Annotated in this window: 25 protein-coding genes; 14 read left to right on the forward strand and 11 right to left on the reverse strand. The window is 43.4% G+C overall.

Translation table 11 applies throughout. From position 1 onward, the window contains the following. Nucleotides 1-45: 45 nt before the first annotated feature. Entirely contained in the window at nt 46-585 is a 540-nt protein-coding gene (locus AC3IRT_RS16965; protein ID WP_489394381.1) for a tetratricopeptide repeat protein, read from the forward strand. Between the two features lie 18 nt (nt 586-603). On the opposite strand, the gene AC3IRT_RS16970 is transcribed toward AC3IRT_RS16965, so the two are convergent. The 3 genes from AC3IRT_RS16970 to AC3IRT_RS16980 all read right to left on the reverse strand — a co-directional run bounded on the left by AC3IRT_RS16970 (nt 604) and on the right by AC3IRT_RS16980 (nt 2,875). Then, entirely contained in the window at nt 604-1,050 is a 447-nt protein-coding gene (locus AC3IRT_RS16970) for a hypothetical protein (RefSeq protein WP_489394382.1), read from the reverse strand. A gap of 32 nt (nt 1,051-1,082) precedes the next feature. Beyond that, on the reverse strand, nt 1,083-1,556 hold the full coding sequence (locus AC3IRT_RS16975; RefSeq protein WP_489394383.1) for a DUF4293 domain-containing protein: 474 nt from the start codon (nt 1,554-1,556) through the stop codon (nt 1,083-1,085). Between the two features lie 77 nt (nt 1,557-1,633). After that, nucleotides 1,634-2,875, reverse strand: a complete 1,242-nt coding sequence (locus tag AC3IRT_RS16980; protein WP_489394384.1) for a glycosyltransferase — start codon at nt 2,873-2,875, stop codon at nt 1,634-1,636. Between the two features lie 67 nt (nt 2,876-2,942). Here AC3IRT_RS16980 and AC3IRT_RS16985 point away from each other — a divergent pair, with 67 nt between their 5' ends. The 3 genes from AC3IRT_RS16985 to AC3IRT_RS16995 are packed head-to-tail and all read left to right on the forward strand — an operon-like array spanning nt 2,943 to nt 6,118. Then, a complete protein-coding gene (locus AC3IRT_RS16985) occupies nt 2,943-3,524 on the forward strand; it encodes a MiaE family protein (protein ID WP_489394385.1) in 582 nt (193 codons plus the stop codon). A 25-nt stretch (nt 3,525-3,549) separates the two neighbouring features. After that, nucleotides 3,550-4,581, forward strand: coding sequence for an Atu2307/SP_0267 family LLM class monooxygenase (locus AC3IRT_RS16990; RefSeq protein WP_489394386.1), 1,032 nt, complete (start codon nt 3,550-3,552; stop codon nt 4,579-4,581). A gap of 4 nt (nt 4,582-4,585) precedes the next feature. Continuing rightward, entirely contained in the window at nt 4,586-6,118 is a 1,533-nt protein-coding gene (locus AC3IRT_RS16995) for a SulP family inorganic anion transporter (protein WP_489394387.1), read from the forward strand. Between the two features lie 41 nt (nt 6,119-6,159). On the opposite strand, the gene AC3IRT_RS17000 is transcribed toward AC3IRT_RS16995, so the two are convergent. From AC3IRT_RS17000 to AC3IRT_RS17015, 4 genes are all read right to left on the reverse strand, one after another. Next, complete coding sequence (locus AC3IRT_RS17000; protein ID WP_489394388.1) at nt 6,160-6,699, reverse strand: GNAT family N-acetyltransferase; 540 nt, start codon at nt 6,697-6,699, stop codon at nt 6,160-6,162. A 4-nt stretch (nt 6,700-6,703) separates the two neighbouring features. After that, on the reverse strand, nt 6,704-7,213 hold the full coding sequence (locus AC3IRT_RS17005) for a GNAT family N-acetyltransferase (RefSeq protein WP_489394389.1): 510 nt from the start codon (nt 7,211-7,213) through the stop codon (nt 6,704-6,706). 63 nt (nt 7,214-7,276) lie between these two features. Then, nucleotides 7,277-7,963 (reverse strand): M949_RS01915 family surface polysaccharide biosynthesis protein, encoded by a 687-nt coding sequence (locus AC3IRT_RS17010; protein WP_489394390.1) that lies wholly within the window; start codon nt 7,961-7,963, stop codon nt 7,277-7,279. Between the two features lie 13 nt (nt 7,964-7,976). Continuing rightward, the gene (locus AC3IRT_RS17015) at nt 7,977-8,387 is read right to left on the reverse strand and encodes a hypothetical protein (protein ID WP_489394391.1); all 411 of its coding nucleotides are present in this window, start codon (nt 8,385-8,387) and stop codon (nt 7,977-7,979) included. 113 nt (nt 8,388-8,500) lie between these two features. Here AC3IRT_RS17015 and AC3IRT_RS17020 point away from each other — a divergent pair, with 113 nt between their 5' ends. The 5 genes from AC3IRT_RS17020 to AC3IRT_RS17040 all read left to right on the forward strand — a co-directional run bounded on the left by AC3IRT_RS17020 (nt 8,501) and on the right by AC3IRT_RS17040 (nt 11,985). After that, complete coding sequence (locus tag AC3IRT_RS17020; RefSeq protein WP_489394392.1) at nt 8,501-9,148, forward strand: hypothetical protein; 648 nt, start codon at nt 8,501-8,503, stop codon at nt 9,146-9,148. 200 nt (nt 9,149-9,348) lie between these two features. Then, nucleotides 9,349-10,278 (forward strand): ring-cleaving dioxygenase, encoded by a 930-nt coding sequence (locus tag AC3IRT_RS17025; protein WP_489394393.1) that lies wholly within the window; start codon nt 9,349-9,351, stop codon nt 10,276-10,278. Between the two features lie 9 nt (nt 10,279-10,287). Beyond that, nucleotides 10,288-10,581, forward strand: coding sequence for a GNAT family N-acetyltransferase (locus AC3IRT_RS17030; RefSeq protein WP_489394394.1), 294 nt, complete (start codon nt 10,288-10,290; stop codon nt 10,579-10,581). Between the two features lie 9 nt (nt 10,582-10,590). Continuing rightward, on the forward strand, nt 10,591-11,211 hold the full coding sequence (locus AC3IRT_RS17035) for an alpha/beta hydrolase (RefSeq protein WP_489394395.1): 621 nt from the start codon (nt 10,591-10,593) through the stop codon (nt 11,209-11,211). Between the two features lie 195 nt (nt 11,212-11,406). Further along, a complete protein-coding gene (locus AC3IRT_RS17040) occupies nt 11,407-11,985 on the forward strand; it encodes a Crp/Fnr family transcriptional regulator (protein WP_489394396.1) in 579 nt (192 codons plus the stop codon). Nucleotides 11,986-12,089: 104 nt separating this feature from the next. Here AC3IRT_RS17040 and AC3IRT_RS17045 read toward each other — a convergent pair whose 3' ends face one another. Together AC3IRT_RS17045 and AC3IRT_RS17050 are read right to left on the reverse strand one after the other, a co-directional pair. Further along, the gene (locus tag AC3IRT_RS17045; protein ID WP_489394397.1) at nt 12,090-12,518 is read right to left on the reverse strand and encodes a hypothetical protein; all 429 of its coding nucleotides are present in this window, start codon (nt 12,516-12,518) and stop codon (nt 12,090-12,092) included. 127 nt (nt 12,519-12,645) lie between these two features. Further along, complete coding sequence (locus tag AC3IRT_RS17050; protein ID WP_489396146.1) at nt 12,646-13,404, reverse strand: GTP-binding protein; 759 nt, start codon at nt 13,402-13,404, stop codon at nt 12,646-12,648. Nucleotides 13,405-13,817: 413 nt separating this feature from the next. Here AC3IRT_RS17050 and AC3IRT_RS17055 point away from each other — a divergent pair, with 413 nt between their 5' ends. The 5 genes from AC3IRT_RS17055 to AC3IRT_RS17075 all read left to right on the forward strand — a co-directional run bounded on the left by AC3IRT_RS17055 (nt 13,818) and on the right by AC3IRT_RS17075 (nt 21,753). Next, nucleotides 13,818-14,396: an RNA polymerase sigma factor gene (locus AC3IRT_RS17055; RefSeq protein WP_489394398.1), complete on the forward strand. Its 579-nt coding sequence runs from the start codon at nt 13,818-13,820 to the stop codon at nt 14,394-14,396. A gap of 82 nt (nt 14,397-14,478) precedes the next feature. Then, nucleotides 14,479-15,495 (forward strand): FecR family protein, encoded by a 1,017-nt coding sequence (locus AC3IRT_RS17060; protein ID WP_489394399.1) that lies wholly within the window; start codon nt 14,479-14,481, stop codon nt 15,493-15,495. Nucleotides 15,496-15,632: 137 nt separating this feature from the next. After that, a complete protein-coding gene (locus tag AC3IRT_RS17065; protein WP_489394400.1) occupies nt 15,633-18,854 on the forward strand; it encodes a SusC/RagA family TonB-linked outer membrane protein in 3,222 nt (1,073 codons plus the stop codon). An 8-nt stretch (nt 18,855-18,862) separates the two neighbouring features. Continuing rightward, entirely contained in the window at nt 18,863-20,236 is a 1,374-nt protein-coding gene (locus AC3IRT_RS17070; RefSeq protein ID WP_489394401.1) for a RagB/SusD family nutrient uptake outer membrane protein, read from the forward strand. A 35-nt stretch (nt 20,237-20,271) separates the two neighbouring features. Continuing rightward, entirely contained in the window at nt 20,272-21,753 is a 1,482-nt protein-coding gene (locus tag AC3IRT_RS17075; protein ID WP_489394402.1) for a TlpA family protein disulfide reductase, read from the forward strand. Between the two features lie 235 nt (nt 21,754-21,988). Here AC3IRT_RS17075 and AC3IRT_RS17080 read toward each other — a convergent pair whose 3' ends face one another. Both AC3IRT_RS17080 and AC3IRT_RS17085 read right to left on the reverse strand, forming a co-directional pair. Then, complete coding sequence (locus AC3IRT_RS17080; protein ID WP_489394403.1) at nt 21,989-23,971, reverse strand: calcineurin-like phosphoesterase C-terminal domain-containing protein; 1,983 nt, start codon at nt 23,969-23,971, stop codon at nt 21,989-21,991. 175 nt (nt 23,972-24,146) lie between these two features. Further along, nucleotides 24,147-25,694: a DUF5689 domain-containing protein gene (locus AC3IRT_RS17085; protein WP_489394404.1), complete on the reverse strand. Its 1,548-nt coding sequence runs from the start codon at nt 25,692-25,694 to the stop codon at nt 24,147-24,149. Between the last annotated feature and the right edge of the window lie 21 nt (nt 25,695-25,715).

Raw genomic sequence — 25,715 nt, forward strand, 5'->3', positions numbered from 1 at the left:
CTATTAATTATCGGATATTTGCATAAAAAGAAATTTAGAAATTATATGTCGAATTTAATACGAATTATCATAGCCAGCATGTTGGTCATTGGCACCGCTACATTATTCTGGTTTGGACTATGGGGCTGGGGTATCTTAGCTGTTTTAGTAACAATTTTAACTTGGGTAACCGTATTTTTCAACGAAAAAATGTTGCTTGCACAATGGCATCTGCGCAAAGAAAACATGACCAAAGCGGAGCTTTGGTTGAAAAAAATAAATAATTTCGAGAAGGAATTAGTACCCGCTCAACATGGTTACTACCATATGCTATTGGGCTTAATCGAATCTCAAAAAGCGCCATTACAAGCAGAAAAGTTCTTTAAGAAAGCATTGACATTGGGCCTACATATGGATCACAACGTGGCGCTTGCCAAATTGAGTTTGGCCGGAATAGCGATGGCTAAACGCGATAAGCGTGGTGCTGAAAAATTGCTTTCTGAAGCGAAAAAGGCAGATAAAAATAAATTGCTCGATGAGCAGATAAAGATGATGAAATCTCAAATGACTATGATGGATAAGCAGCAATTCCGCTACTCCAGATAATCCCGATTTCTGCAAGTACTAGAGCTGAACCTTAATTTGCCTAAAGCGGCCGGGTTCTCTACTATCTTCAAAAACAATCTTAACGGCCTGTGGAAGGCCGTTTTCTTTTTTCCAACCAGCGACCTTAAACTGCAACGGTACTGGCACATCCATAGACAGCACGTGGTTCAAATAATTCTGTCGATCATTGATATGAATACGTACCCGCCCCATCTGTATTTGCGTGTACATCATATCATTATCTTTTTGATCGACCACCGTAGATGCATACGTATTCATTTTGAAAGCACGCTGCTGCCGTAGCGAAGAGATCACAAACAGATCGACAATGGCAGTATCCTTACTCATTTTCACAGCGCGCAAATCAAATTGCAAATCATCCAATACCAATACCGTGGTATCTTCTTGCGCAGCGAGCAAAAGAGGCAAACTGAAAACTAGGAAAAAAACTATTTTCTTTAACATGGATAGATAACTGAGAAAGTATCAAAATGGAATTACCGGAGGCGATCTGCTGATTTGATCAACTTCTCATCGCCACGAATAGCTCCCAACGCCATCGATAGAAAAATGATCGACACCGGCAAAAGGAAGAAACCTATTCCAATATTGTTCGCGCTCAGATATTGATTATTGGCCGACAATATATTGTTGGCGCTCACATACATCCAAACAGCAAACAGCACGATAAGTACCAGTTGCAGATAGACAAATTTGATCTGGCGCTTACGATCCTTGAATAAAAATATCAGTACGATCGGCATCAAGGCAATAAACACCGCTACGATACTTTGTAGGATAAAGCTCTCTTGCTTCACACTTTCGTTATTGACGGAAGTATAGATACCTGACACGTAAATTTGCTTCCCTAAGCCTACTAGGTCAATATAATTCACATATGGAAATAAAAACAGTGTTGTCAAAACTAGACCTGAAAGCAAAAGCCAGACGGATTGTATGCGTTGTATCATAATAGCGCGAACATTTTATTACTATGGTGACAAATATACTATTAAACAGGTGGAATTGCATTTGGTTTGGCTAACAATTACTCTCCCGTCATATTCTTGGCCTCTATCCAGCGCGACATGTATTTCTTGGCCGCATACTGCTCTTGCGCCAAAATCCGACCGATCATATTTTGATGTCGATGCGGGGTTAAGTTTTCCACCAGTTCTACGATTCGTTTTACAAAAGCAGATTGTGCCTGATCGTCAGCCATCAGATTGCTTAAAGCGGATGGGATCAGCGCTTGCTTCTCCAACCAATAAGCCTCATTCGTATACAATTTCACCGTTTTGGAAACAAAATTTTCCAATGAATTGGCCACCGCTCCCGGCCAAGTTTCTGGATTCATGCCTTCTGCACCGACGCTAGAAGTGATAGATGGCGTGCCCGTAATCATCGCATCTACAAACTTTCCTTTTTGTCCGGCGCCAAACGGAATGGGCGCCAACAACAATCGGTACGATTGCATGGTCTGCCGCGCATCATCCGCGCGACCTTTGATCAAAAAACCATCCTGCGGTCGATGCAGTTGCTCCACTTTTTGCGAAGCATACGCTCCATAAATATGTAATTCTGCCTCCGGCAATGTTTTACGGATCTCTGGCCAGTGGCTCTTTTTGAGTAATTCCACCGTCTTCCAATTGGGTTCGTGCAAAAAATTACCAATAAAAATGAAGTGCTTTCGTTCTTCAAAAGTCGGTACTGGCACGTCATCAGCGCTAGTCGATTGCTCTGTAAAGAATGGAAGATAATACAATAACAATTCGGGCACCTGGAATTGGTCGACCAGCAACTCGTATTCGCTGCGCGAAATAATAAGAGAAAGATCACAGCGATAAATGGCCGCCAGTTCGCGCATGGCCGTAGGCGAATACAACAACTCATCAGACCAAGGCATCTGTTGGCGATACGCTTCCTGACGCGCCAAACGCAGGAAATGCAAATCTTCGGTATCTAAAATGCGAAGCGCCTGCGGACAATTATCTGCCACTCGCCAGCCAAATTGCTCTTCGATCATAAAGCGATCAAACAGCACGACATCTGGATTCAACTCTTGCAGCAAGACATCAAAAGAGCTATCGTTTAGTAAAATGTGATGACACGTGATTCCAATCTCTTCCAACGGGTGACTGTGTGGAGATAGCGCCGCAGCCGAACCAAAATGCACTTCATCGTACTGGTTTAGAAACAAACGAAGAAGTTGCAACATGCGCATGCCGGCGGCAGAAGAAGTAGGCTCTGGCCATACTTGGCCAATAACAAATAGCTTGGTACGTTGCATCGCGCAAGTTAGGATATTTAAGCTTCGTGTTTTTAATTTTCGTAATTTTGTACAAACGAACAGAGCTATGTTAGGATTAAAATTACTGACAGATCCACGCTGGGCCAACGTGGCGGAGTCCAACTTGGAGGAAATATTGACAGACCACGCTTGGTGTGAGCAAAAAGCGGCATCAAATGCGATCTCGCTCATTACGCAAAATTCAGAATACGAGGATCTGGTGCACGAACTCACGGCGATAGCGATCGAAGAGATGGAGCACTTCCAAATGGTGATCGACATCATCAAAGAACGTGGTTACACACTAGGGCGCGAGCAAAAAGATGATTACGTAGGGCGGTTGATGAAATTTTCTAAAAAGGATGGATCCAGAAATCAGGCTTTTATTGATCGCTTGCTATTTGCTGCCATGATCGAAGCGCGCAGTTGCGAGCGTTTCCGCGTCTTGTCCAAGAATCTGCAAGACGAGAAACTGTCCCAGTTTTATTATGACTTGATGGTTTCCGAAGCCAATCATTACACGACTTTCCTCAATTTCGCCAAAAAATACAGCGAAGGCGTGGATGTAGAGAAGCGCTGGCAAGAATGGCTGACATTTGAAGGTGAATTGATCCAGAGCTACGGCACAAAAGAGCAAATACACGGTTAGTACGCATTTATAAATACGACAACGCATGGAATTAGGCATAGGCATGTTTGGCGATCTACAGATTGATCAAAAAACTGGCGCGATACAAGCACCGCAGCAACGATTACTCGAAATTATCGAAGAGATCAAACTGATGGACGAAGTGGGCTTAGATTTCTTCGGCATGGGCGAGCATCATCGCCCTGACTACGCAGTAGCTTCGCCCGAAATCATTTTGGCCGCAGCATCTACGGTGACCAAGCGCATCAAATTGGGAAGTGCCGTTTCGGTCATCAGCTCGAGTGATCCAGTCAAATTATATCAAGATTTTGCGACGGTGGATTTATTGTCCAACGGACGTGCCGAACTGATGGCCGGACGCGGATCGTTTATCGAATCCTTCCCATTGTACGGTTATGACTTGAAAGATTACAGCTCACTGTTTACGGAGAAGCTGAATCTGCTCTTACAAATCAATAACAATGAAACCGTGAACTGGACGGGCAAGCATCGTGCTTCGTTGATCAATCAGGAGGTCTATCCTCGCGCCGTCAAAAAACTACCAATTTGGGTGGCTGTTGGCGGCACAACAGAATCTGTGATTCGCGCGGGCAAACTGGGTTTACCGGTCATGTTTGCCATCATTGGTGGAACTTATGCGAGTTTCCAATCGTTGTTTGAAGTATATCAACAAGCCTATACCGACAATGGTCACGATATGGCTAATTTCCAAGTCGGCGTACACATGCATACTTTCTTTGGCGAAAATTCCAAAGCGATTGCAGAATGGTATTATCCATTTTATGCAGCGCAGATGAATCGCGTAGGCGCATCGCGCGGCTGGCCGCCGTACCAACGCTCGCAATACGATTTTGGACGTGCTAAACATGGTCATCTTTTGGTGGGCGAAGCCAATGATATGGTCGACAAAATTTTAGAAATTCAAGAATCATTTGGCCTTACGCGATTTGCTGCGCACATGGATGTCGGCAGCCCAGATCATGCGCAGATGATGAAATCTATCGAGATTTATGGCACGGAGATCATTCCGAAGGTGAAAGCCGCTTTAGCGAAATAATTAATTGGCTTCGATTACGACACCTTTTACCTCCGTCCGAGAGATCAACATTAAAAATGAAATCTTGGCTGGCCTCACGGTCGCGATGACGATGATTCCCGAATCGCTCTCTTTTGCGATTTTGGCAGGTCTTTCGCCATTGACTGGATTATATGCTGCATTCCTGATGGGCTTGGTCACCTCTATCTTAGGCGGCAGACCAGCCATGGTTTCCGGCGGAGCCGGAGCTACTGTGGTTACTTTAATCGCGTTAGCTTCTACCCACGGCGTGGAATATCTTTTTGCCGCGGTTGTATTGGCTGGATTATTACAGTTTGCCGTCGGACTTTTTAAGCTGGGCAAATTTGTGCGGTTGATTCCGCAACCGGTGATGTACGGCTTTCTTAACGGATTGGCCATTATTATCTTTTTATCACAAGTTGAGCAATTCAAAATCCCTGGCAATACTAGCGAATGGATGAGTGGCACGCCACTGTATAACATGCTTGGGTTGACTCTGTTGACCATCGCCATTGTGATTGGATTGCCAAAATTGACGAAAGCTGTTCCGGCATCGCTTGTAGCAATATTAGTCGTTTTCGGATTAGTTACCTATTTTGGGATAGATACCAAAAAGGTGATTGATATTGCCACGGTTAGTGGTTCTTTACCGAGCTTTCATATCCCACAAATTCCGTTTACGTTAGATACGCTACAACTCATTTTTCCATATGCTTTGGTAATGGCGGGTGTCGGATTGATCGAATCGTTGCTTACGCTCAACATGATCGACGAGATCACCGGCACTAAAGGAAAAGCCAATCGAGAATCGATGGCGCAAGGAACGGCAAACGTGGTCAATGGATTTTTTGGCGGCATGGGCGGTTGCGCCATGGTCGCACAATCTTTGGTGAATCTCAACGCAGGTGCGCGAACTCGTTTATCTGCTTTCATCGGGGCGATCGCTATTTTATTCGTGATCTTAATAGGCGGACCGCTAATCGAGATGATTCCGATGGCGGCATTAGTTGGTGTGATGATGATGGTCGCTATTTCTACTTTTGAGTGGCTCAGCTTTCGCATTATCAACAAGTTCCCGAAGTCCGATATCTTTGTTGGCGTACTCGTCGCCATCATCACCGTGCTATTGCACAATCTGGCCTTGGCCGTACTCGTTGGCGTGGTGATCTCCGCTTTGGTTTTTGCTTGGGATAATGCGAAACGTATCCGAGCACGGAAATATGTGGATGATGATGGAGTGAAACATTACGAGATTTACGGGCCACTGTTCTTTGGTTCGACGACTGCATTTTTGGAAAAGTTTGAGCTGAGCGAAGATCCGGATAGTATCGTGATCAATTTTAAAGAAAGCCGCGTGGTGGATATGTCTGCCATTGATGCTTTGCACAAAATCACGGAACGATACGCCAAATTAGGAAAGAAAGTTCATCTAAAATCGCTCAGCCCCGATTGCATTCACTTGCTTTCTAATGCAGCTGGCATTGTAGAGGTCAACATCATGGAAGACCCGACTTATAAGGTGATGCCGAAGGATTAGGGTCTTACTAAGCAATGTGCTATATCATCAACCTTTAATGATTAAGACTTCGCCTTTAAATACGCACTCTTACTGAGCTCATACACATAGTTGAATCGCGAAGGTTCTCCGAAATACGGCATCTCCAACTCATCGACTTTCACGGCGCCCAGCCGCGTCACGGCAATCTGAGAACGTAAATTTTCGGCCCCCACATGAAATCGAACCGTATCCACAAAAGGGAAAATGTGGTTCAGCATCATCGCTTTAACAATAGGATTTATTCCTTTCCCCCAATAGGCGGTAGCGTAAAAAGTATATCCCACAAATATACTTCTACTTTCTGCATCATAATCATAATAGCGTGTACTACCAATAACCTGTTCTGTCTCTTTGTCTATAATGAGAAATGCGCTACCGCTCTGCATAGCACCTTCGAAGAAAGTCTGAAAAATTTCTCGTTGCCAGCGGTTCTTATTAGGATGCCCTGCCCAGATAGCAGGATCGTTAGCCGTTGCATACAGCTCCTCAAAGTCCGTTGCTTTCAAAGGCCGAAGTATGATCAGATCATTTTCTAAAGTTGGTTGTAAGTCTAATAACATGATTCTATAGCATTTTTTTCATCATAATGTCTGTCTGCTCATCCCGTCCTAAACGGAAGATATGTTTATCGAATGCAACAAAGCCATTTTTCTCATAGAAACGGATCGCTTTTGAGTTTTCTTCCCAAACCCCTAACCAAATAAAGTGAACACGTTTCTGTTGCGCGATCTCCACCGCTTTTGCATATAAGGCCTGACCTACCTGCTTGCCTTGAAACTCTTGCAAAACATAAATACGTTCAATTTCTAATGCAGAGGATTCCCTAGAAAGTTCTGTTTGTGCATGCCCCCAATTCAATTTAAGGTATCCCATCGCAATTTCCCCATCGTAAGCTAGATAAAATGCCGATTCATCATCGTGTAACTCCTCTAGTATCTTACTTTCAGAAAAACCATTCTCTAAGTATTCGACCATGTCTTTCTCCGAGTTTGCTGAGGCAAATGTCTCATAGAAAGTTTTTCTTCCAACATGTTGCAAAAGCGACACATCACCTTCTATAGCCTTTCTAATCATGATTTCATTTTGCTTTATTTTTGATTTCGTTGATCTATTCAAATACCGTCGCCGTCATTGCCACTATTCCGTCCACCTTAACTTTTTCTTTTTCAAGGCTTGCTGCCAACCATACGGAAAGATAGCTAAATTATCATCCTGCAACATTTCTATCTTGTCTTTGACCGCATCTTGTACAGCCATTGGCAAATTGTAAAATGCACGATCGACCACAGTTATTCTTTCGGAATCTAAAATACCATTTTGATGCTTGATAGCGATCTTCTGCCCTTTGAAATACATCAGAATCTTTACATGACCGTCATCGTAACCGTTTTCAGCAGATGTACCATAAATGAGTAGGGGTTCTACTATACCATCTCGGTCATGATCTACAAAATCAATAAATTTAGTCCAAAATCGAATGGAAGATTCCTCGGGGCCAATTTCATCCTTCACCTCCCATAGTTTTCTGAGTGTACCATGCTCTTCCAAAAGCTGCAGTGCTTTAATCTTCGTATTCAACGTGTCGCCTTCCTCGGTAACTTGGTCATTGCTTTCTGTCAAAACGGTATATAAGCAGCCCAATTCATCGGTATATTTATATACTCGAAAGATGGGATATGTGATATCCAAGGCCTGCCGGATAGCAGCAGGAAATAATGTTGTCGTTTCTTCTGAGCTTAGTCTTGTTGTAGGAGCAGGCTCCCCTTGTGAAAACGACTTTGCGCAGCAGCAAAGAAATACGAATACAGTCAATAATGGGCGCATATTAAGTAAATTCTTAGAAGTAAATATCGACGTACTCGGTGGTCATCCCTCCTTCACAATTAGTCATCTCCTGCAAGCGATAATACTTTCTTTTGCCCGTGGCTTTGAAATGATACTCTCCAGATCTTTTACATTCCGTGTCTTTATTAATTCCAGTAATCTTGGTCAAGATCTCCCCCTGAAAGATCAGCTCTCTACTATTCATTACTTGCAGCGTTCCATTGATCTTTAAGTAGTCTCCATTCTTCTTACTTTTCTGGCCTCCCGCAACGCTGTATTGCCCATCTGCCAATTTCTTAATGGTGACCTTGCCTGGCGCATCCCAGCTGATCATCTGATGGGTAACGGCGTGTGTACCCTCACGTAATGCCGGAAGGTTGATGAAACCAACAGCCAGAAATAGAAGTGGTAGAAATTTTAACATCTTTATATTATTTATGATAGATAGCTTCAAAACACAATCAGATCAATGACATCTGACCCAAAAAAATATGCTCTCGATATTTATTTATCATTAATATATAACTATTTTGCAGTATGCAAGTACTATCTGCTCTATTATATTTCTTAGCCCAACATTCGGTGATCGCTATTCTGGTGATCAATTTGATTGGTTTTTTGCTAGTTATTTGGAGATTCAAGATCAGGATCCTCGTCTTTAGCTTCATCCTATCTATGCTCAACTTCTTCGCCGGAAATATTTTAAATGCTTGGTTTTTAGCAAAATTTGGCACAAATGGTACAGCCATCATCACTTCGGCAGAGCAAACTAGCTCGATGATGAATGAGCAATACATCTGGGAATACGGCATCGTGATGAAAACTGCAGAAGGCAAAGCGGTCGAAAGTCAATTTACGACGAGCAATGTATCCATCTATCCAATACGCAACAGTATTCAGATCCCATCACCAAACCAGACATTTGTAGTTCGGTATATTCCAGGCTACGAAAAAAATATGGTGATCATGTCGGACGAATCCGAATACGGCAAGCGCCGTATTAACAACGAAAACTTAAAAGTGGTGGAGAAGGAGAAAAAGAAATACGAATTCAGTCCGGAAACAGACGAATTTCGTAAAAGCTATATCAATGCCATGAAAGAGTACATCGAGAATCCAGAAAATGATCTGGATTCAGTAAATATCACTAAGTTCAAAGCTATTGTTAGCCATTTGCGACCGTAGGATTTTTCTGTCCGTCACAACTACCTAATTCTTAAATCGATTTCATCGTTAGAAAAGCATTTTCAAAAACACTTTTTTTCGATTATATTAGTTTTTATTTCTTAATATTTAATCATAAATTTTGAGATATTTCTTAATCCAGTTCAATTTCTGGCGTTTGGGAATCACATAACTTTGTATAAATAACAAAGGAAAAAATCATGGAAAATAAGATATTAGGATTGCATCACATTACCGCGATAGCCAATCAAGCGAAAAGGAACTTAGACTTTTACACCCGTGTATTAGGCGTTCGTTTGGTCAAAAAAACGGTAAATTTTGATGATCCAGGCACCTATCATTTTTATTTTGGGAATGAAACAGGAGCTCCGGGAACCATACTTACTTTCTTCCCTTGGGAAGGGATTGGAAAAGGCGTCAACGGAGCGGGACAAGCCACACATATTGGTTATGCAATCAATCCTGAAGCTTATGATTTTTGGAAAAATAGATTAACCGCAAACAACGTGTCGTGGGAGGAAACAGAAATATTCGGCGAAAAAACACTTTCTTTCACGGACCCAGATGGCCTGCAGCTGCAATTCATTGCCCCAAAAACAACCGATAATCGTACCGCTTGGATTACGGATGAAATTTCCGCTGAAAATGGTCTGAAAGGTTTTCATAACGTCATCTTGACGCTCAAAAATGCCGATCCAACGATCAAAGTGCTGACGGATATCTTAGGATATCGCACCGAAACGCAAGCAGGAAATCGCTTCCGTTTATCCACAGATGCCATAGAAACAGCAAATATCGTGGATATCATTGCCGACGAAACGATTCCTTACGGACGAGGTGCGGCTGGAACGAATCATCATATTGCTTTTCGTGTGAAAGACGACAACATTTTGATGGACTTTCGAGAAAAAATACTATCTGCTGGCTTACAAATAACGCCAAAAATCGATCGCGATTATTTTTATTCCCTATATTTCCGCGAACCGGGAGGGGTGCTTTTCGAATTGGCCACCGATAATCCTGGATTCACCAAAGATGAAGCATTGGCAGAATTAGGTCTAGATCTCAAATTACCGAAACAATACGAAGGGATCCGAAGCGATATTGAAGAAAATTTACCAAAATTATAAAGTATCATTATGGAAAGAACGGAAGTAGTATTAGACGAAAAAAACGGCGGAGAAATACAGTTATTCTCCAACGACAAAAAAGCGGGTAAAATGGACATCGCCATTTCCAGAGATTTGTTACGTATATTTCATACTGAGGTGCGCGATGAGTATGCTGGCAAAGGGTTTTCTAAATTGTTGCTCGACAAACTGGTATCATTCGCTCGAGAAAACAGTTTAAAGATTATCCCGATCTGCCCTTTTGTAAATGCACAGTTCAAAAAACGTCCCGAAGAATTTGAGGATGTTTGGTACAAACGATAAAAATCTTAAATGACACATAATTTAGCTATTACGACTGCCGGCTTGCCATTGGACACTGCTGAGAAAGCGTTGATCATGCTGCACGGTCGTGGTGGTTCAGCACAAGACATCTTGAGTCTGTCGCAGCATTTGAATGTCTCAGAGTATGCCTTATTGGCTCCCCAGGCTACTAATCATACTTGGTATCCGTATTCATTCATTGCACCTGTAGATCAAAACGAACCATGGCTGAGCTCGGCGCTAGGGATTGTTGGACAAACAGCAAAAAAAGTTTTGGATAACGGAATAAAAGCGGAAAACATTTATTTCTTTGGCTTTTCGCAGGGCGCGTGTCTTACATTAGAGTACTTGGCTAGAAATGGACAGCGCTATGGTGGAGCTGTAGCCATTATCGGCGGCGTCATCGGAGAAAAAATAAATAGCGTTAACTATCAAGGTGATTTTGCACAAACGCCGATATTCATCGGCACGAGCGATCCTGATATGCACGTTCCTGTAGAACGGGTGCATGATTCAGCTAGCATTTTGACAGAAATGAATGCTGACGTAACGGTAGAAGTGTATGAAAACTTTGGCCATTCGATCAACGAAGAAGAGATTGCATGGGCCAACAAATTAGTTTTTACGTAAGGTTAATTCGCTCAATTCTTCTGGTCAATTAGATATTCTGCTGTTTTCAAAGACCGTAGTGCTGCATCCGCTGCGGGTAATCTGATGCTGTTTATCCGTTTTCTAGCTATATTTAGCTCGTATTGTACCGCAACTTAGCCATTATTGGCTTGTGCCCTACAAATACAAAAACAGATGTTCGTAAAATCAGATTAGATGTTTGAAAATATTGTCCAGAACGTAAATAAATGGATCACGCTGACCGACGAGGAGATGTCCTCGTTCACCCAGCTCTTGGAAAGCAGAACCGTTCCGAGTAAAACGATCCTACTGCGAGCAGGAGAAGTTTGCCAATTTGAAGGATATATCCGCAAAGGATGTGTCCGAATCTATTACCTAGATGAGAAGGGAATCGAAGTGATATTATCATTTGCTGCGGAAGACTGGTGGGTAAGTGATATCGCGTCCTTCCACGAACAAAAACCATCCAATTTCTATATCGAAGCGATGGAAAAAACAGAAATGTTTGTCCTGACACCAAAAACCAAAGAAGAGCTGCTTTCCATTATACCAAAATTCGAACGCGTTTTTCGAATGTTGGTACAACGAAATCTCTCTACCGTGCAAAACAGATTGATCAATACAATTTCTAAAACGGCGACTGAACGCTATCTCGATTTTATTAAATTATACCCAACCGTGCCATTGCGAGTGCCGCAATATTATATTGCTTCTTATTTGGGTATTTCTCCTGAGTTTGTCAGTACGATTCGAAAGCGATTGGCTGCTAAATGACGAAGTCTCGAAAAACTAGAATAGCCCAAACAATTGAAGAATTATCTGGACTATTCGTAAAACGTGCGCATTACTTTACGCAGCTGAAAAACGCTATGAAAGTATTACCACTCTATTGGCGTACCGCCTCCACCAGAAGCTACGTTTCTAGTCGCTCCTGCTACTCTTTGCTGGCCAAATGAATCTGTGTAATAAGCTGTAATCGATAAATTATTGGTACCTAAAAAAGGGTTTGGATCCGTTATAAACTCTATTTGCATTGTTCCTTGCCCAGATATTATACTTCCTCCCAGTACTTCCCAGACAATTTCGCTTGAAGCATCTCCTTGAAACCATGCACCATAAGGTGTTGATGGATAAAGCAATCCTTGCTGTAGGATTATTGAGCCATTAGCAGCTAGAGAAGTGTGCTCTATAGGACTAAATTTGGAATCAACATTATGCCCCCTGTCAATATTATATCCTTCATCAAAATTAATTGTAGAAAACAATGTCAAGAATGACACTATTACGGAGTTAGTCAATACATTCATAATAAACAAATTAAAGTTTGAAACTGATTACCATAAATATAAGAATTTATCATAATATTACCAAATAAAGGAAATTATCGGATTCAGCAAGGTATTCATTCTTTAATCGTGCGACCGAATTTATGGATTAAATATTCTGTGGGAATTCATCCTTCCAATGGGTAGTTCTCCAACCTTGTTCCTCTTCTATTGTTAATAGACAGGCCTCAAGCTGAGCCATGCATTTTTCCTTATCCAAATTCTGGCCGATAAATACCAGTTCGTTTTTGCGATCTTCCCACTCTGGATGCCAGCGCGCCAACAGATCATTGCGGAGATCTGCGTAATCTGGATATTGATAGCGCACTTCTTCGGACATACTACTCCACCAAGATCCCGCATTTTCTAATCGCAAACTACCGCCAGCCTGACTAAAACTAATGGCTACATGGGGTCGAGAAGCCAACCAGAAAAGTCCTTTCGCGCGAATCAAATTATTTGGATAATCTTCATTCAGGTAGGTGTACCAGCGTTCGGGATGAAATGGTTTTTTCGACCGAAATACAAAAGATGAAATGCCATATTCTTCCGTTTCGGGCGTATGCTCATTCTCCAATTCTTGGATCCAGCCCGAGGAAGAAGAAGCCAGTTCGAAATCAAAAGCACCTGTGCCGATGATTTCTTGCGGTTTTACTCGTCCGAACTGCGTACGAATTGTTTTGGCTTCGGGATTCAACTTTTTAATCGCTGCTTCCAACACACCAAGTGTTTCATCAGAAACCAGATCCGATTTATTGAGCACAATCACGTTGGCAAACTCAATCTGGTCAGTCAGCAGATTCACGATGGTTCTATGATCAAAGATAGAACAAAATCTAGAAAACGCAATAATGTTGCAATAAGTTATTTATTACATTTCATCTGTAAAAAATCACAGTAGATAGCGGTTTATAGTTGGTGATTGGGGTAATGAATATGTTTTATCACGAAGACCCTCATATTATATTAATGTGATCTCTTTGGTCATCGTCAAAATTATTTTCTCTGCCGCATCAGACAATTCTGTTTCGTGCCAAGCGTTTAGTAAAAAATGTCTAGTCCTGAAAAGCTGATACAGGACTAGACATTTCAACAATACCTAAATTTAGACCTACATCTGAGTTGCTCAAAATATTTCTCACCAAAAAGACATTTACAAACAACACCTATAAACATTAATAAAATAAAAACAATTAGTCATTTTAATCACAGATTTTATATAAATCAGTCAATAAATTTTTAATTTTATCAAATTAGCAAAGTATAACAATAGCAAGTTTCATGAATAGGTGGGTCGATTTAGATGATATGACACTGGTGACGCTCGTCAACGAGGGTGACCAGCGTGCTTTCGACGAGCTATTTCTTCGACACAAGACCGCATTATATCGACATGCCTACCGCATGACAGGCGATACCGAATTGTGCAACGATATTATTCAAGATGTATTCCTCACTATTTGGGCAAAACACAACAATTGGAACGTGCACGGCACACCACTCGCCTACCTTTATCAGGCCGTTCGACATAAAATATTCGACCATATTAGCCACGAGAAAGTAGTGGCAAAATATATGGATGAACTATTGCATTTCCAGAATTATGGATCTTCATACGCCGACGAGCATCTGTTGGAAAAGGATCTCTTGGCGCTTATTGAAGAGAAAAAGAATCAACTGCCTCATAGAACCAAAGAAATCTTTGAACTTAACCGCGAACAACAGCTTTCCTACAAAGAAATCGCGGAAAAACTGCACATCTCAGAGAAAACTGCAAAAAAACAAGTACATAATGCCCTGCGATACCTACGCGCAAAGCTTGCGATCCTTCTTATTCCCATTTTTTTAATATTAATTTAATATTAGAGTACTCCCTTTCCTTTGCTTCCCCGTCATACTTGTAACTAACCGACAGCAATGCCGGGCAAACTACCTACGAAAAATGAATAAAAAGGATATTGAGCTTTTATTGAAGCGATATCGCAACGGCGAACCACTGACGGATGAAGAAAAGCGCTGGCTAGATAGTTTCTACCTGCACTACGCACGCCAATCTACACATCATATTAGCGAAGCAGAGTTAGTCGAAAACTTAGGGAAAGTGGATGCCAATATCAAAAGATCGGTGGCCAAACATCCTGCACCCAAAAGAAGAATGCGCTTTGCTTTGGCGGCGGCCGCTCTCTTGGCTGGCTTTCTCCTGCTTAGTTACTATCTACAGACCAACTATTTTCAACAGGAAATGGAGATTCATTTAGCCGGTGGCGAAATGCAAGAAATTACATTGGAAGATGGCTCAAAAATCACCTTAAATGGATCAAGCAAGCTGATCTACCCTAAATCATTCGAAGATGCCGCAACTCGGGAGGTCACCCTCATTGGAGAAGCCTATTTTGATGTCGCCAGAAACGAAGAGAAGCCATTCTTAATCCATACACCACGCATGGAAATCCGCGTATTAGGAACTGCTTTTAACGTGCGAGATTACCAAGAAGATGAACTTGCTGAAACGTCGCTCATTCGTGGTCAGGTTGAAGTATGGAAAACTGGGCAGGAAAAGGAAAAATTTATCCTGAAACCCAAAGAGAAATTTGTACTAGAAAACACACCTTTAGCGGCAGTAAAATCCATCCGCGAAAACAACAAGTTACACACAATCAATCATGCGGCGACCAATATTCGATCGATCGCTATTTCTGAAAAAGATGGACTAGCTACCGAAACAGAATGGATGGTCAAACGGGTGACGATAATGGATGAATCGCTCGCACAAATTGCACGCCGACTGGAGCGCATTCACGGCGTGAAAATCACCATAAAAAACCAAGCAATAGCAAATCAGGTGTATTCTGCCACCTTCGATAACGAACCGATCGAAGATATCCTGCAAGGTTTGCAGGCCGTTGCATCCTTCCGTTACCAGAAAGATAAACAGGGAAATATCGACATCACGCCATAACACAAGAACAATAGCATCTACACAAGCTTATGAATACTAAACTACCTAACCTAACCAGGACAGCGAGGCTCGCCATCCTGTTATCCTGCTTAACACATCTCCATGTGCCAGGATATGCTTATTCTCAAACTCAAAAAATGGATATTTCTATTCGAAATGGCCAATTGGAGGATGTTTTTGCCTCCATTAATGAGCAGAGTAAATACAAAATGTTTTATAGTAAAAACAGCCTTCCTAACAAGACTATTAACTTAGTTGGAAAGCAATTGACGGTTAAAGAGGTTCTGAGTCAATCGCTCGAGGGCAGCGATCTAACTTGGCAGTTGATGAATAACGACATCATCGCCATTCGCGAAAATTCCCAACCTAAAACGCGAGTTGCCGGACAAGTGGTCAACGAAGTCGGTGAACCATTAGCAGGCGTCAGCATTGTGGTAAAAAATTACCAGAAATTGGATTACCGCAATATGCAAATGAGTACCGCTACGGATTCAAACGGACATTGGGGGATGTTGCTTGAAGGTGACAACCTAACACTGATATTTTCATTTATCGGCTATCAAAAACTGGAAATCCCAGTGAAAGATCTTCCTAAAGATGGCACTTCTGTTAAGCTCGTTCCTGAAAAGGGAAGTTTGGAAGAGGTCGTAGTTATCGGTTATGGTACGACGACCCGTCGTCTCAACACAGGATCTGTCGCCTCCATCACCGCAAAAGATATCGAAACGCAGCCAGTCGGCAATCCGCTTGCTGCGCTTTCCGGCAGAATGCCGGGCGTGCTGATTGCACAAAATAACGGTGTGCCGGGTAGTGGCGTTCAAGTGCAAATCAGAAATCAAGCTTCGCTAAGCGGTACCACCTCAGGATCTATTCCACTTTACGTAGTGGATGGTGTACCTTTCACCAACTTCAACGGCGGCGCACCAGCGACGGATAATCTAAACGCCTTTGGTATTTCAGGTGCGTCTGGTGGATTGAGCCCATTTAATATGATTAACCCGTCAGATATTGAACGGATTGACATCTTGAAAGATGCGGATGCTACTGCCATTTATGGAAGTCGTGGCGCAAATGGTGTGGTTTTGATTACGACGAAAAAAGGCGTTTCTGGTCGCACTCGTGTGGGCGTCAACTTCAATACCGGAATCACCGAAGTAAATCGTTTTATTCCGATGTTGAATCTGCCGGATTACTTGGCTTTACGGAAAGATGCTTTTGCGAATGATGGCGCTACGGCGACGACCGCTAATGCGCCAGATCTGACCGTATGGAATCAAAATGCCGCGACGGATTGGCAAAAATTGCTAATTGGAAATACCGGACATATTACGGATGCGCAAGCAAACCTATCTGGGGGAAATGAATATACCCGCTTCTTCTTCAACTCAGGTTATAGACGAGAAAGTACTGTCTTTTATGGCGATAGTGAGAATAGTCGTTTTACCTCCCGCTTAAATCTGGATCATAAATCTAATGATGGTAAATTCAATGCGGCATTCTCGGTAAGTTATGCCAATGACATGACGGATATGCCGAGTTCGGATGTATCTTCTTTCTACAATTTGCCACCTAATTATCCTATTTACAATGAAAATGGCACCTACCATTGGTTGCCTTCCTCATTTGGTATTAACAATCCCATTGCATTACTAGATCGCAAATACATTGGCAAGACCAACAACTTGATTTCGAATGCAAACTTAAGCTACAACATTGCTCCCGGACTAGTAGCCAAGGCGAATTTTGGATATACCATTACACAGTTACAGCAAAATAATCAAACGCCTTCCACAAGCTTAAACAATACCGTGGCGACAACATTGGGCTCTTCGTCTTTCTCGAATACGAAAGCACAGAACTGGATCATCGAACCGACGTTGAACTATACTAAAGCTATCGGGCAAGGCAACTTGACGGCGTTAATAGGAACGAGTTTTCAACAAAACTCTTCGGCTACGCAAACCACCAATGGATCGAACTATAGCAATGATGCATTATTGGGCTCCTTGAATGCTGCGGGCTTATTCACAGCGAGCAATAACCTCGTGATGTACAAATACAACGCGGTATTTGGTAAATTAAACTACGATTGGAAAGAGAAATACCTCTTTAACGGTACTTTCCGTCGAGATGGATCTTCGCGATTCGGGCCTAAAAATCGCTTCGGAAATTTTGGTGCGGTTGGTATGGGCTGGATATTCTCGAAAGAAGATTTTGTTGCCGACAATTTAGATTTTCTGAGTTTCGGTAAGCTACGCGGAAGTTTTGGAACGACCGGTAATGATCAAATAGCAAACTACCTGTATTTACAATTATATTCTTCTTCCGCTGCTTATCTGGGCAATGCGACCATGAACTTGGTCACTTTACCGAATGAGTTCATACAATGGGAAACCACGCAGAAATTGGAGTTTGCACTAGACTTGGGTTTCCTAAAAGATCGCATTTTATTCACAGCAAATTACTTTAGAAACAGATCTGGCGATCAGATTACCTCAGCAGGTTTGCCTACACAAGTTGGTTATAATAGTTACACATCTAATCTGCCAGCAGTAATACAAAACACGGGATTGGAGCTGGAATTAAACACAACGAACATCGAAAGTCAAGATTTCACATGGAAGACATCGACCAACTTCACCTTCTTCCGGAATAAGTTGCTCGAATTTCCAAATATCGAGCAATCCTTCTTCGCCAGCAGCTTCATCGTTGGCGAGCCCATCAACTTAGTGCGCTTGTACAATTACCAAGGGGTGAATCCTACTACCGGCGCTGCGATGTATGAAGATCGTAATGGAGACGGTGTGATTAATTTAGATGATCGTTATGTGGCCGATTTGGGAACACCATTCTATGGTGGTTTCAACAACACGTTTACTTATAAAGGATTTGAACTGGGCGTATTTTTCCAGTTTAACCACCGCTTTGGCGTCACCCGAATTCTGAATACCCGACCGGGTGCGATGGTAAATCAGAATGATTACTGGCTTGGTCGCTGGACACCAGAGAATAGTGGTTCGGATATTCCAGCAGCAACGACGACGCCAGGCAATCCGGTGTACACCTCGTACAATCAATTTACAAATTCTAATGCGGTGTACGGCGATGCATCTTACATCAAACTACGTTCCGTAAACTTGTCCTATCGCCTGCCAGCCAGTTGGCTATCCAGCACGAAAATGTCGAATGTCAACATCTTCGCACAAGGGCAAAATTTATTTACTTGGGCAAAAAACAAGTATGTGCTCGACACCGAAACCACGGTGCAAGGTGGCCCGTCGGGTTTAGGAACCGGAACCATCGGACAGGTGTTGCCACCGCTTAGAACTATCGTTTTTGGATTTAACTGTCAATTTTAATTACCGTCATGAAAACCATTTTAAATAAACATATATTTTCCGCCGCCATATTGGCCGCATCGCTGCTCGCCACATCTTGTGAGAAATTTGTCGAACTGGGTGCGCCACCCACCCAAGTAATATCTGAAGAAGCGTTTCAGACGGATGCTTCAGCTCGAAGTGTTGTTCTAGGTCTGTATATTTCTGGTGTGGGCAATGCAGGCACCACGACATTCTATTCGGGTATGGCTGCAGACGATCTGCAGTACAATGCCGCCGATGCTGGTTTATTGGAGTTTGCCAACAATGGCTTGTTGAATACTAATAGTTATGTGAATAACTTATGGGGAAGCTTGTATCAACTGGTAAAAAACACGAACAATAGCATCATCGGTTTGGAAAGATCAACAACGTTGACACCTACGGTGAAAGACCAACTCTTGGGCGAAGCCAAATTCATGCGCGCCTACACCTACCTCTATCTGGTCAATTTATATGGTGATGTGCCTTTGCACTTGCTAAGCGATCTGGAGGTGTTTGATCAGGCTTCTTTAGCAAGAACGCCTGCCGATCAAGTGTATACGCAGATCATTGCAGACCTGACCGATGCGGAGAGCAAACTTGCTACAGCTTATGAAGGCACGTTCCGCGCCCGAGTAAACAAGCATGCGGCAAGTGCCCTATTGGCTCGTGTCTATCTCTACCGAAATGATTGGGAAAAAGCTGAATTGCAAGCTACAAAAGTGTTGCAAGCTACCGAGTATGGATTACCAGCAACGACGAGTAACTTCACGAATACCAGCAACGAGGTGATTTTTCAAATCGCTAACCTAAGTGGTGTTACTTCCTTTGGCGCAAATTACATTACTTCGGCCAATGTAATTCCGGGGTATACCTTGCCAGATGCTGCATACAATAGTTTTGAAATCACACCGACCGTAGATTTGCGGAAAACAAACTGGACAGCAGCAAAGACCGTGTCAAATAAGGTGTATTATGCGATTACAAAATACAAGGTTTCGGCTGGTACTGGCAATGAGTATCACGTGATACTGCGCTTGGCAGAACAATACCTCATCCGTGCCGAAGCTCGCGCTAACCGCAATAACTTGGCGGGCGCGAAGGAAGATGTAGACGCCATTCGCACGCGTGCTGGATTGGCTGGATTATCCGCTTCACTTACGCAAACACAACTGCTTGCAGCCATCGAAGCAGAACGCTTGCACGAGTTTTTTGGAGAATTTGGACATCGTTGGTTTGACCTTAAGCGCACCAATCGTGCTACAGCTGTACTCTCACCGATCAAGGCGAACTGGCAGGCGACGGATGTGCTCTTCCCAATTCCGAATGCACAAATTCTTCTAAACAATAACCTGACTCAAAACGCAGGCTACGAAAATTAACACACTATACGTCAACCATAACAAACATAGACAATATGAAAACTAAACTATTGATGGCTATGCTACTCACCGCTAGTTTCAGCTACGCGCAGCAGCAACCAGAGAACCTGTACCAAAGAAATCGCGGTGTCTTGGAAAACGGCACACTAGAACAAAAAGATTCGTTAGCGAATGCACTGTTTAGCGACGTCAAAAACTTGAAGGTCGAGGAAGATTATCGCATGACAATCAACATTCTTCGTACGTTAGGTCATGAGGATAAGATGGAGGCCGTCAGTAAGACAGCTACCAAGAAGTTCCCAAAAGGTAGCCTAACCAGAGATGCATACATCACCGAGGTGTTTTACGAGGCCGAAGGTAGTGCTGAAAAGGAGAAGGCTTATAAACAACTATTGAAAAAATGGCCCGTCAAAAACTTCCCAGAACAGGAGCTTACTTATGATTATGTGCTAGCTAATTTGGCGGGAGCTTTTGCCAAAGAAGAGAAACCCACACAAGCCGTTCAGTACTTGGAGCAGATGCACGAGCGTTTTTGGCGCGGAAACGGCTATCTCCCTGTTGGACAAACCTTATTGGCTGCTGGCGATACGGTTTCAGCAGCTCCGTTATTGAAAGTCGCGATGGACGACGCTTATTATTACATTAGCCTGCCCGAAGAGCAAAAAGACAATAAAGCTAAATTCGCCGCGATGGGTTATGCAAGTTCTATGTCTTCCTATGTGGGCATCTTGGTGAATCGTGGCTCGTACGCCGAAGCATTGGATCTGATTGAGAAAGCCATGGAAGTTGCTCCAGAACAAGCGGATGGTTTATCGACTGTATATTATAAATCCTTGATGGGCACCAACCGTAAGTTGGAAGCCTACAATGTGTTGTCAAAGCTCTATGCCAAGGGACAATTTAATGTGGAGAATGATTTGAAAAATCTCTACGCAGAGCTGAATGGTTCAATGCAGGGATACGAACGGTTTAACGCTGGACTAAAGCAGGATTTGGTAAAATCTATCCAAGAGCATATTCAAGAGATGGCGACTTATAAAGATGCGCCAGCATTCGAATTACTTAACTTGAAAGGGGAAAAAGTAAGTTTGGCAAGCCTAAAAGGCAAAGTCGTGGTATTGGATTTCTGGGCTACTTGGTGTCAGCCGTGTATCCGTTCCTTCCCGGGCATGCAAGCTGCACAGGCCATGTATGAGAACGATGAAAACGTACAGTTTTTATTCATCAACACTTGGGAACGCGACAAGGAGTACAAGAAAAATGTGGTATCATTCATCGAGAAAAACAACTATCCTTTTGAGGTACTGTACGATGACCAGAAAGATGCGCAAACGGGAGAAGTATTGGCTGGAAAATTCGGGGTTAGAGGTATTCCTGCAAAATTTGTGATCGACGGAGATGGCAAGGTCCGCTATTTCTTAACCGGATCGACACCAAACGTTGACTATATCAAGATGGAGATGAAGGAATTGATTGAGGCAGCTAAAAAACCTTATCAAGCAGCAACGAAATCTTAATTTTTTATATCATTACGCAGTATTGTTTTAAATATTACTTCGTAATGGTGTATTCATACGATAATTCGGAAAATCTATACAACAACAAAAGCTTGCAATTTGATTTGCAAGCTTTTGTGTTATTTTAACCTTTCGGTGGGTATTGCTTAAAGAGGATCGGACCTTGCTACCAACGACCTATCAGTAAAAACTAGACTATTACCGTCATTTCTACTTACTGTTTTGAGTTATTCATTTAGCGCATTAGATACGTAAATGCTTTTGGCCGTTCCATCGATTCGCTATAGGTATTACCGAAGCGATCCGTCACCTTGATTTGTAAAGTGCTATTAACCGCTGAGGCCTTCACCTTAAACATATGGGAAGTATTTGCAGCATCAAAGGTGGGTGTTGCGTTCACATTGAGGCGCTGCATACCATAGGAAATGATCTGCAGCGGATCATACGAAGAAACGCGTTGTACGTCTAGCGACTTGCCATTCTCGGTAACCGACACATTCCACTCGGGATCATAACCCCACACATTGATCAATACTTCATTGGTTTTATTTGCTTTGGCGAAGTCGGCAGCGTATTGGGGCACCATAGCACGGAATGTGGCATTAGCAGCTGGCGCATGCTTAGCTGCCGTGATTTCCACTTCATTCAGATCGTATGCACGAAATTGGTATTCGGGCGCATAGCCGATGGACTTGTATTTCCAAACGATATTGCTGCCATTCATCTCCCAAAGACCGTAACCACCCGGGCTACCATCTGGTGCAATGTGGTTGTCGGAATAGCCTGGGCGCCCTGTCCACCACCAAGTTCCGGAAAGCGCGGCAATGTTATGTTCCATAAATTTATCGTTACGTGATACGCGGTAGTTCACATGCGTATGCCCCGTCATCACATGCACTTCCGCAAAACGATCTAGCAAAGAAATAAGTTGCTGTGCATTGCTGGTGCGAAAGTTGGGCGTGTTGCCCTGCTCTGTAGGAGCATGGTGCAATTGGATGTGTGTAGAGAGCACGATAGGTGTAGTCGCTGGTAAGGATGCCAAATCCTTGGCCAGCCACTCCAATTGGTTTTCGGTAATCTTGGCGTTGTAATCTCTGCTGCCCACCGTACCGTATGAGCCACCCGTATTCATGTACTCCACATTATCGAGTACGACATAGTGCACCTGCCCCAGATTGAATGAATAATAAGTGGGACCGAGAATTCTCCGATACGCGTTTTCGGCCATCCAATCGTTAGAAAAATAAGGATCATTATCGTGGTTACCGATCGTGTTGAAAACCGGAGCCTGTAGGTTGTTCATCTGCTGAACATACTCGGGCAACATAAAACTATTACTATACCAATAGGTTTCCCAAGTCTGATCACCCAACGTCAGCGCATAGACTTGCTTTCCTTCCGATTTAAGGCGAGCGATCTGCTGATTAACATCCGCCATGAAGCCGTTCTGAAACTGACTCAGGTCGCTGTTTCTGTTCGCTAAATGCATATCGGCAAGCGCTAAGATGACATGGTTTTCGTTGTTCACAGCTGTTAACTCAAAATCACGCGTATCAATGATATCTGGATTGGAAGCCACAAATTGATAGAATTTTGGGGTCTTGTTTGCCGTTTCAGTAACCTCGTGGTTAGCGGGGATCGAAATAAAGACATAGCCCGTGCGCTTGGTCGAGCTCAGATAATAGACGCCTTGAGCATCTGTTGTGGTCACGTCATAGCCATCGGAAACAACCACATCGGCAAGCCCTTGCCCGGCAACATGCACTACGCCCTTGATATTCTTACCCTCTTGGTTTGGGATATCTGCGCGGAGCACGTAGTTGAACTGAGTGTTGCCTATGGGATACGATGTGGTACCACGCAGGATGCTCAGCCGATAATTGATCGGTTCTAAATCGGTTGGGAACGTAACTTTGTCGTCGACAATAGCCACGGTCAAGATTTTTTGCCCTTGCTGTGCCGGTTCCAATTGCAAGATATCTCCATCCTGATAGCCTGTACCCGAAAGTGGCATCGCTTTGCCGCGCTCGATATCCCAGAAGGGGGAAATGGCTGCCTTAAAGTCGTTGCTAACGGAATTTTCTGCTGGCGGTATCGTTTCATCAATAGGATCTAGCATGCTCTTGCTACAGGAGTTGGCCAATAGCGTCATGATGATGGATAGGCATAGCACTCCTTTGCATAAGCGGTAGATCGAGGATAAGTATGTTCTTTTCATGTGTCTTATTATCTTATTAGTCTCAGTCTTTTAGAAGCATGATTACGCGTAAAAGACGTCATCGCAAATAGTAACAACGGAACGATCTCTTTTTTTAGATGAGATCGCTCCGTGGTCGTTATTACGTTTCGCGATGACGTCGATAATTGCTCCTTTAGAAAGCCCCTATTATTATTTAATCAACTTGCTGGGTCACTCCCACTCCAGTAGAGAGCACACTTGCCGGCGCTTGTTTACTCAGAGGTTCTGCATGGTAGCTTCTCGCGACTTCCCACGTACGTGTTGTAGCGTTGAATACACCGCCCAGCTTGATAAAGAAACCCACATTGGCCGGCACAAAATGTGGAATGCGGTATTGATTACCTCCCATAGAGAAGAATGGCTGTGGTGCCAAGGTTTCGGGATGGAATCGCTGATAATGATCGTTGTTTGCGATTCGGTATCCCAGATTGGCGACCGAATCGATGACGGTAGCTGTACCCAAACCACCAAACATCACGACATCCAGTGGTACGGAAGCCTCGTTGATATTGGTACCAACGAAGAGCGCCATACCGCTCGCATTTCCGCTATTCGCTAGGATATTGGCATTGGCATCGCCCAATCCATCACCACCAGTGGTAGCATATGGAATGGCTCGTACCCAATTCAGGTCACCCAACGTTGTGGAGTTTGCGCCACTGATGCGTTTTTGATGCCCCCCTACGTAGAAGAACTCGCCTTTCTTGACCGAACCTTCAGTCAAATTGAATTTGAGGGTACGTGCACCACCGGTAGACCACCCTGCACCCGGTGCAGCACCTGCATTGGGTTGGTTGGCTCCGGCATTGTTGGTCGTGACTACGGCAAACGGAATCTCCGCAAAGTTGATATCGGCGTTGGCCATCAACTGAATGTATTCATAGTTGGTGTCCGACCCTTCTGGATCAGGGCAGTACCCGGTGAATACTAATGGCATATCGCCGAGATCGCCCGGAATAATAGGATCTGATGTATCTTCGATATGCGCCACGGCAAATGGCCATATGGCCATGAGGCCATTCGTATCGCCCAACAATATACCTTTCACGTTCATATTGCGTGGTACAGGCAGTGCCGCATAGTTTGCCGTTGGCAATGTTCGGATCACAAGCGTATCTGCACCGTTGAGCATTTTCTTTACTCCCACAAAGCTGTCACCTTCTACTGGTCCTGGCACCATCTCTCCGCCACCGATCTGTACTAAGGTACCTTCGTACTCATGAGGGCGTTGGTTGATAGCCGATGCAGAGACTTGTCTGGTGCGTACGCTGCCTACGTTGTCCACCATTTCGAGATCGCTGGTGTGTAGCCCGTCTATATACAGGAATGTTTCGCGACGCAAGGTTTTGCCGCCGATATTAATGCGGATGGAATCGCCCATGCGGTATGCTGCCGCAAGGTCGCCGACTTTCAGAGCAATACCGTGCAATCTATTGCCCCGTTGGAGCTGTTGTACGACCATCATGCCTTCGGGCACGTTGCCCGATTGCGCATCTGATATTACCACACCGGTAGTCCATTCGGCTTCACTTACGGATTCGGGCGTAATCTCTACGTCATTGCCTTTGTGCACAGCACGAAGATCTTGGATGGAAATATACGGACTTAATGTCCCTAAGATATGATCCCTGTTTTCGCAGGAGGTTAATAACGTGATCAATCCCAATGTGATAAATAGAACGCTATAGCTTAACTTTTTCATTTTCGTAGTTGGATTATTAGT

It is taken from the genome of Sphingobacterium sp. KH_072 (assembly GCF_057837975.1).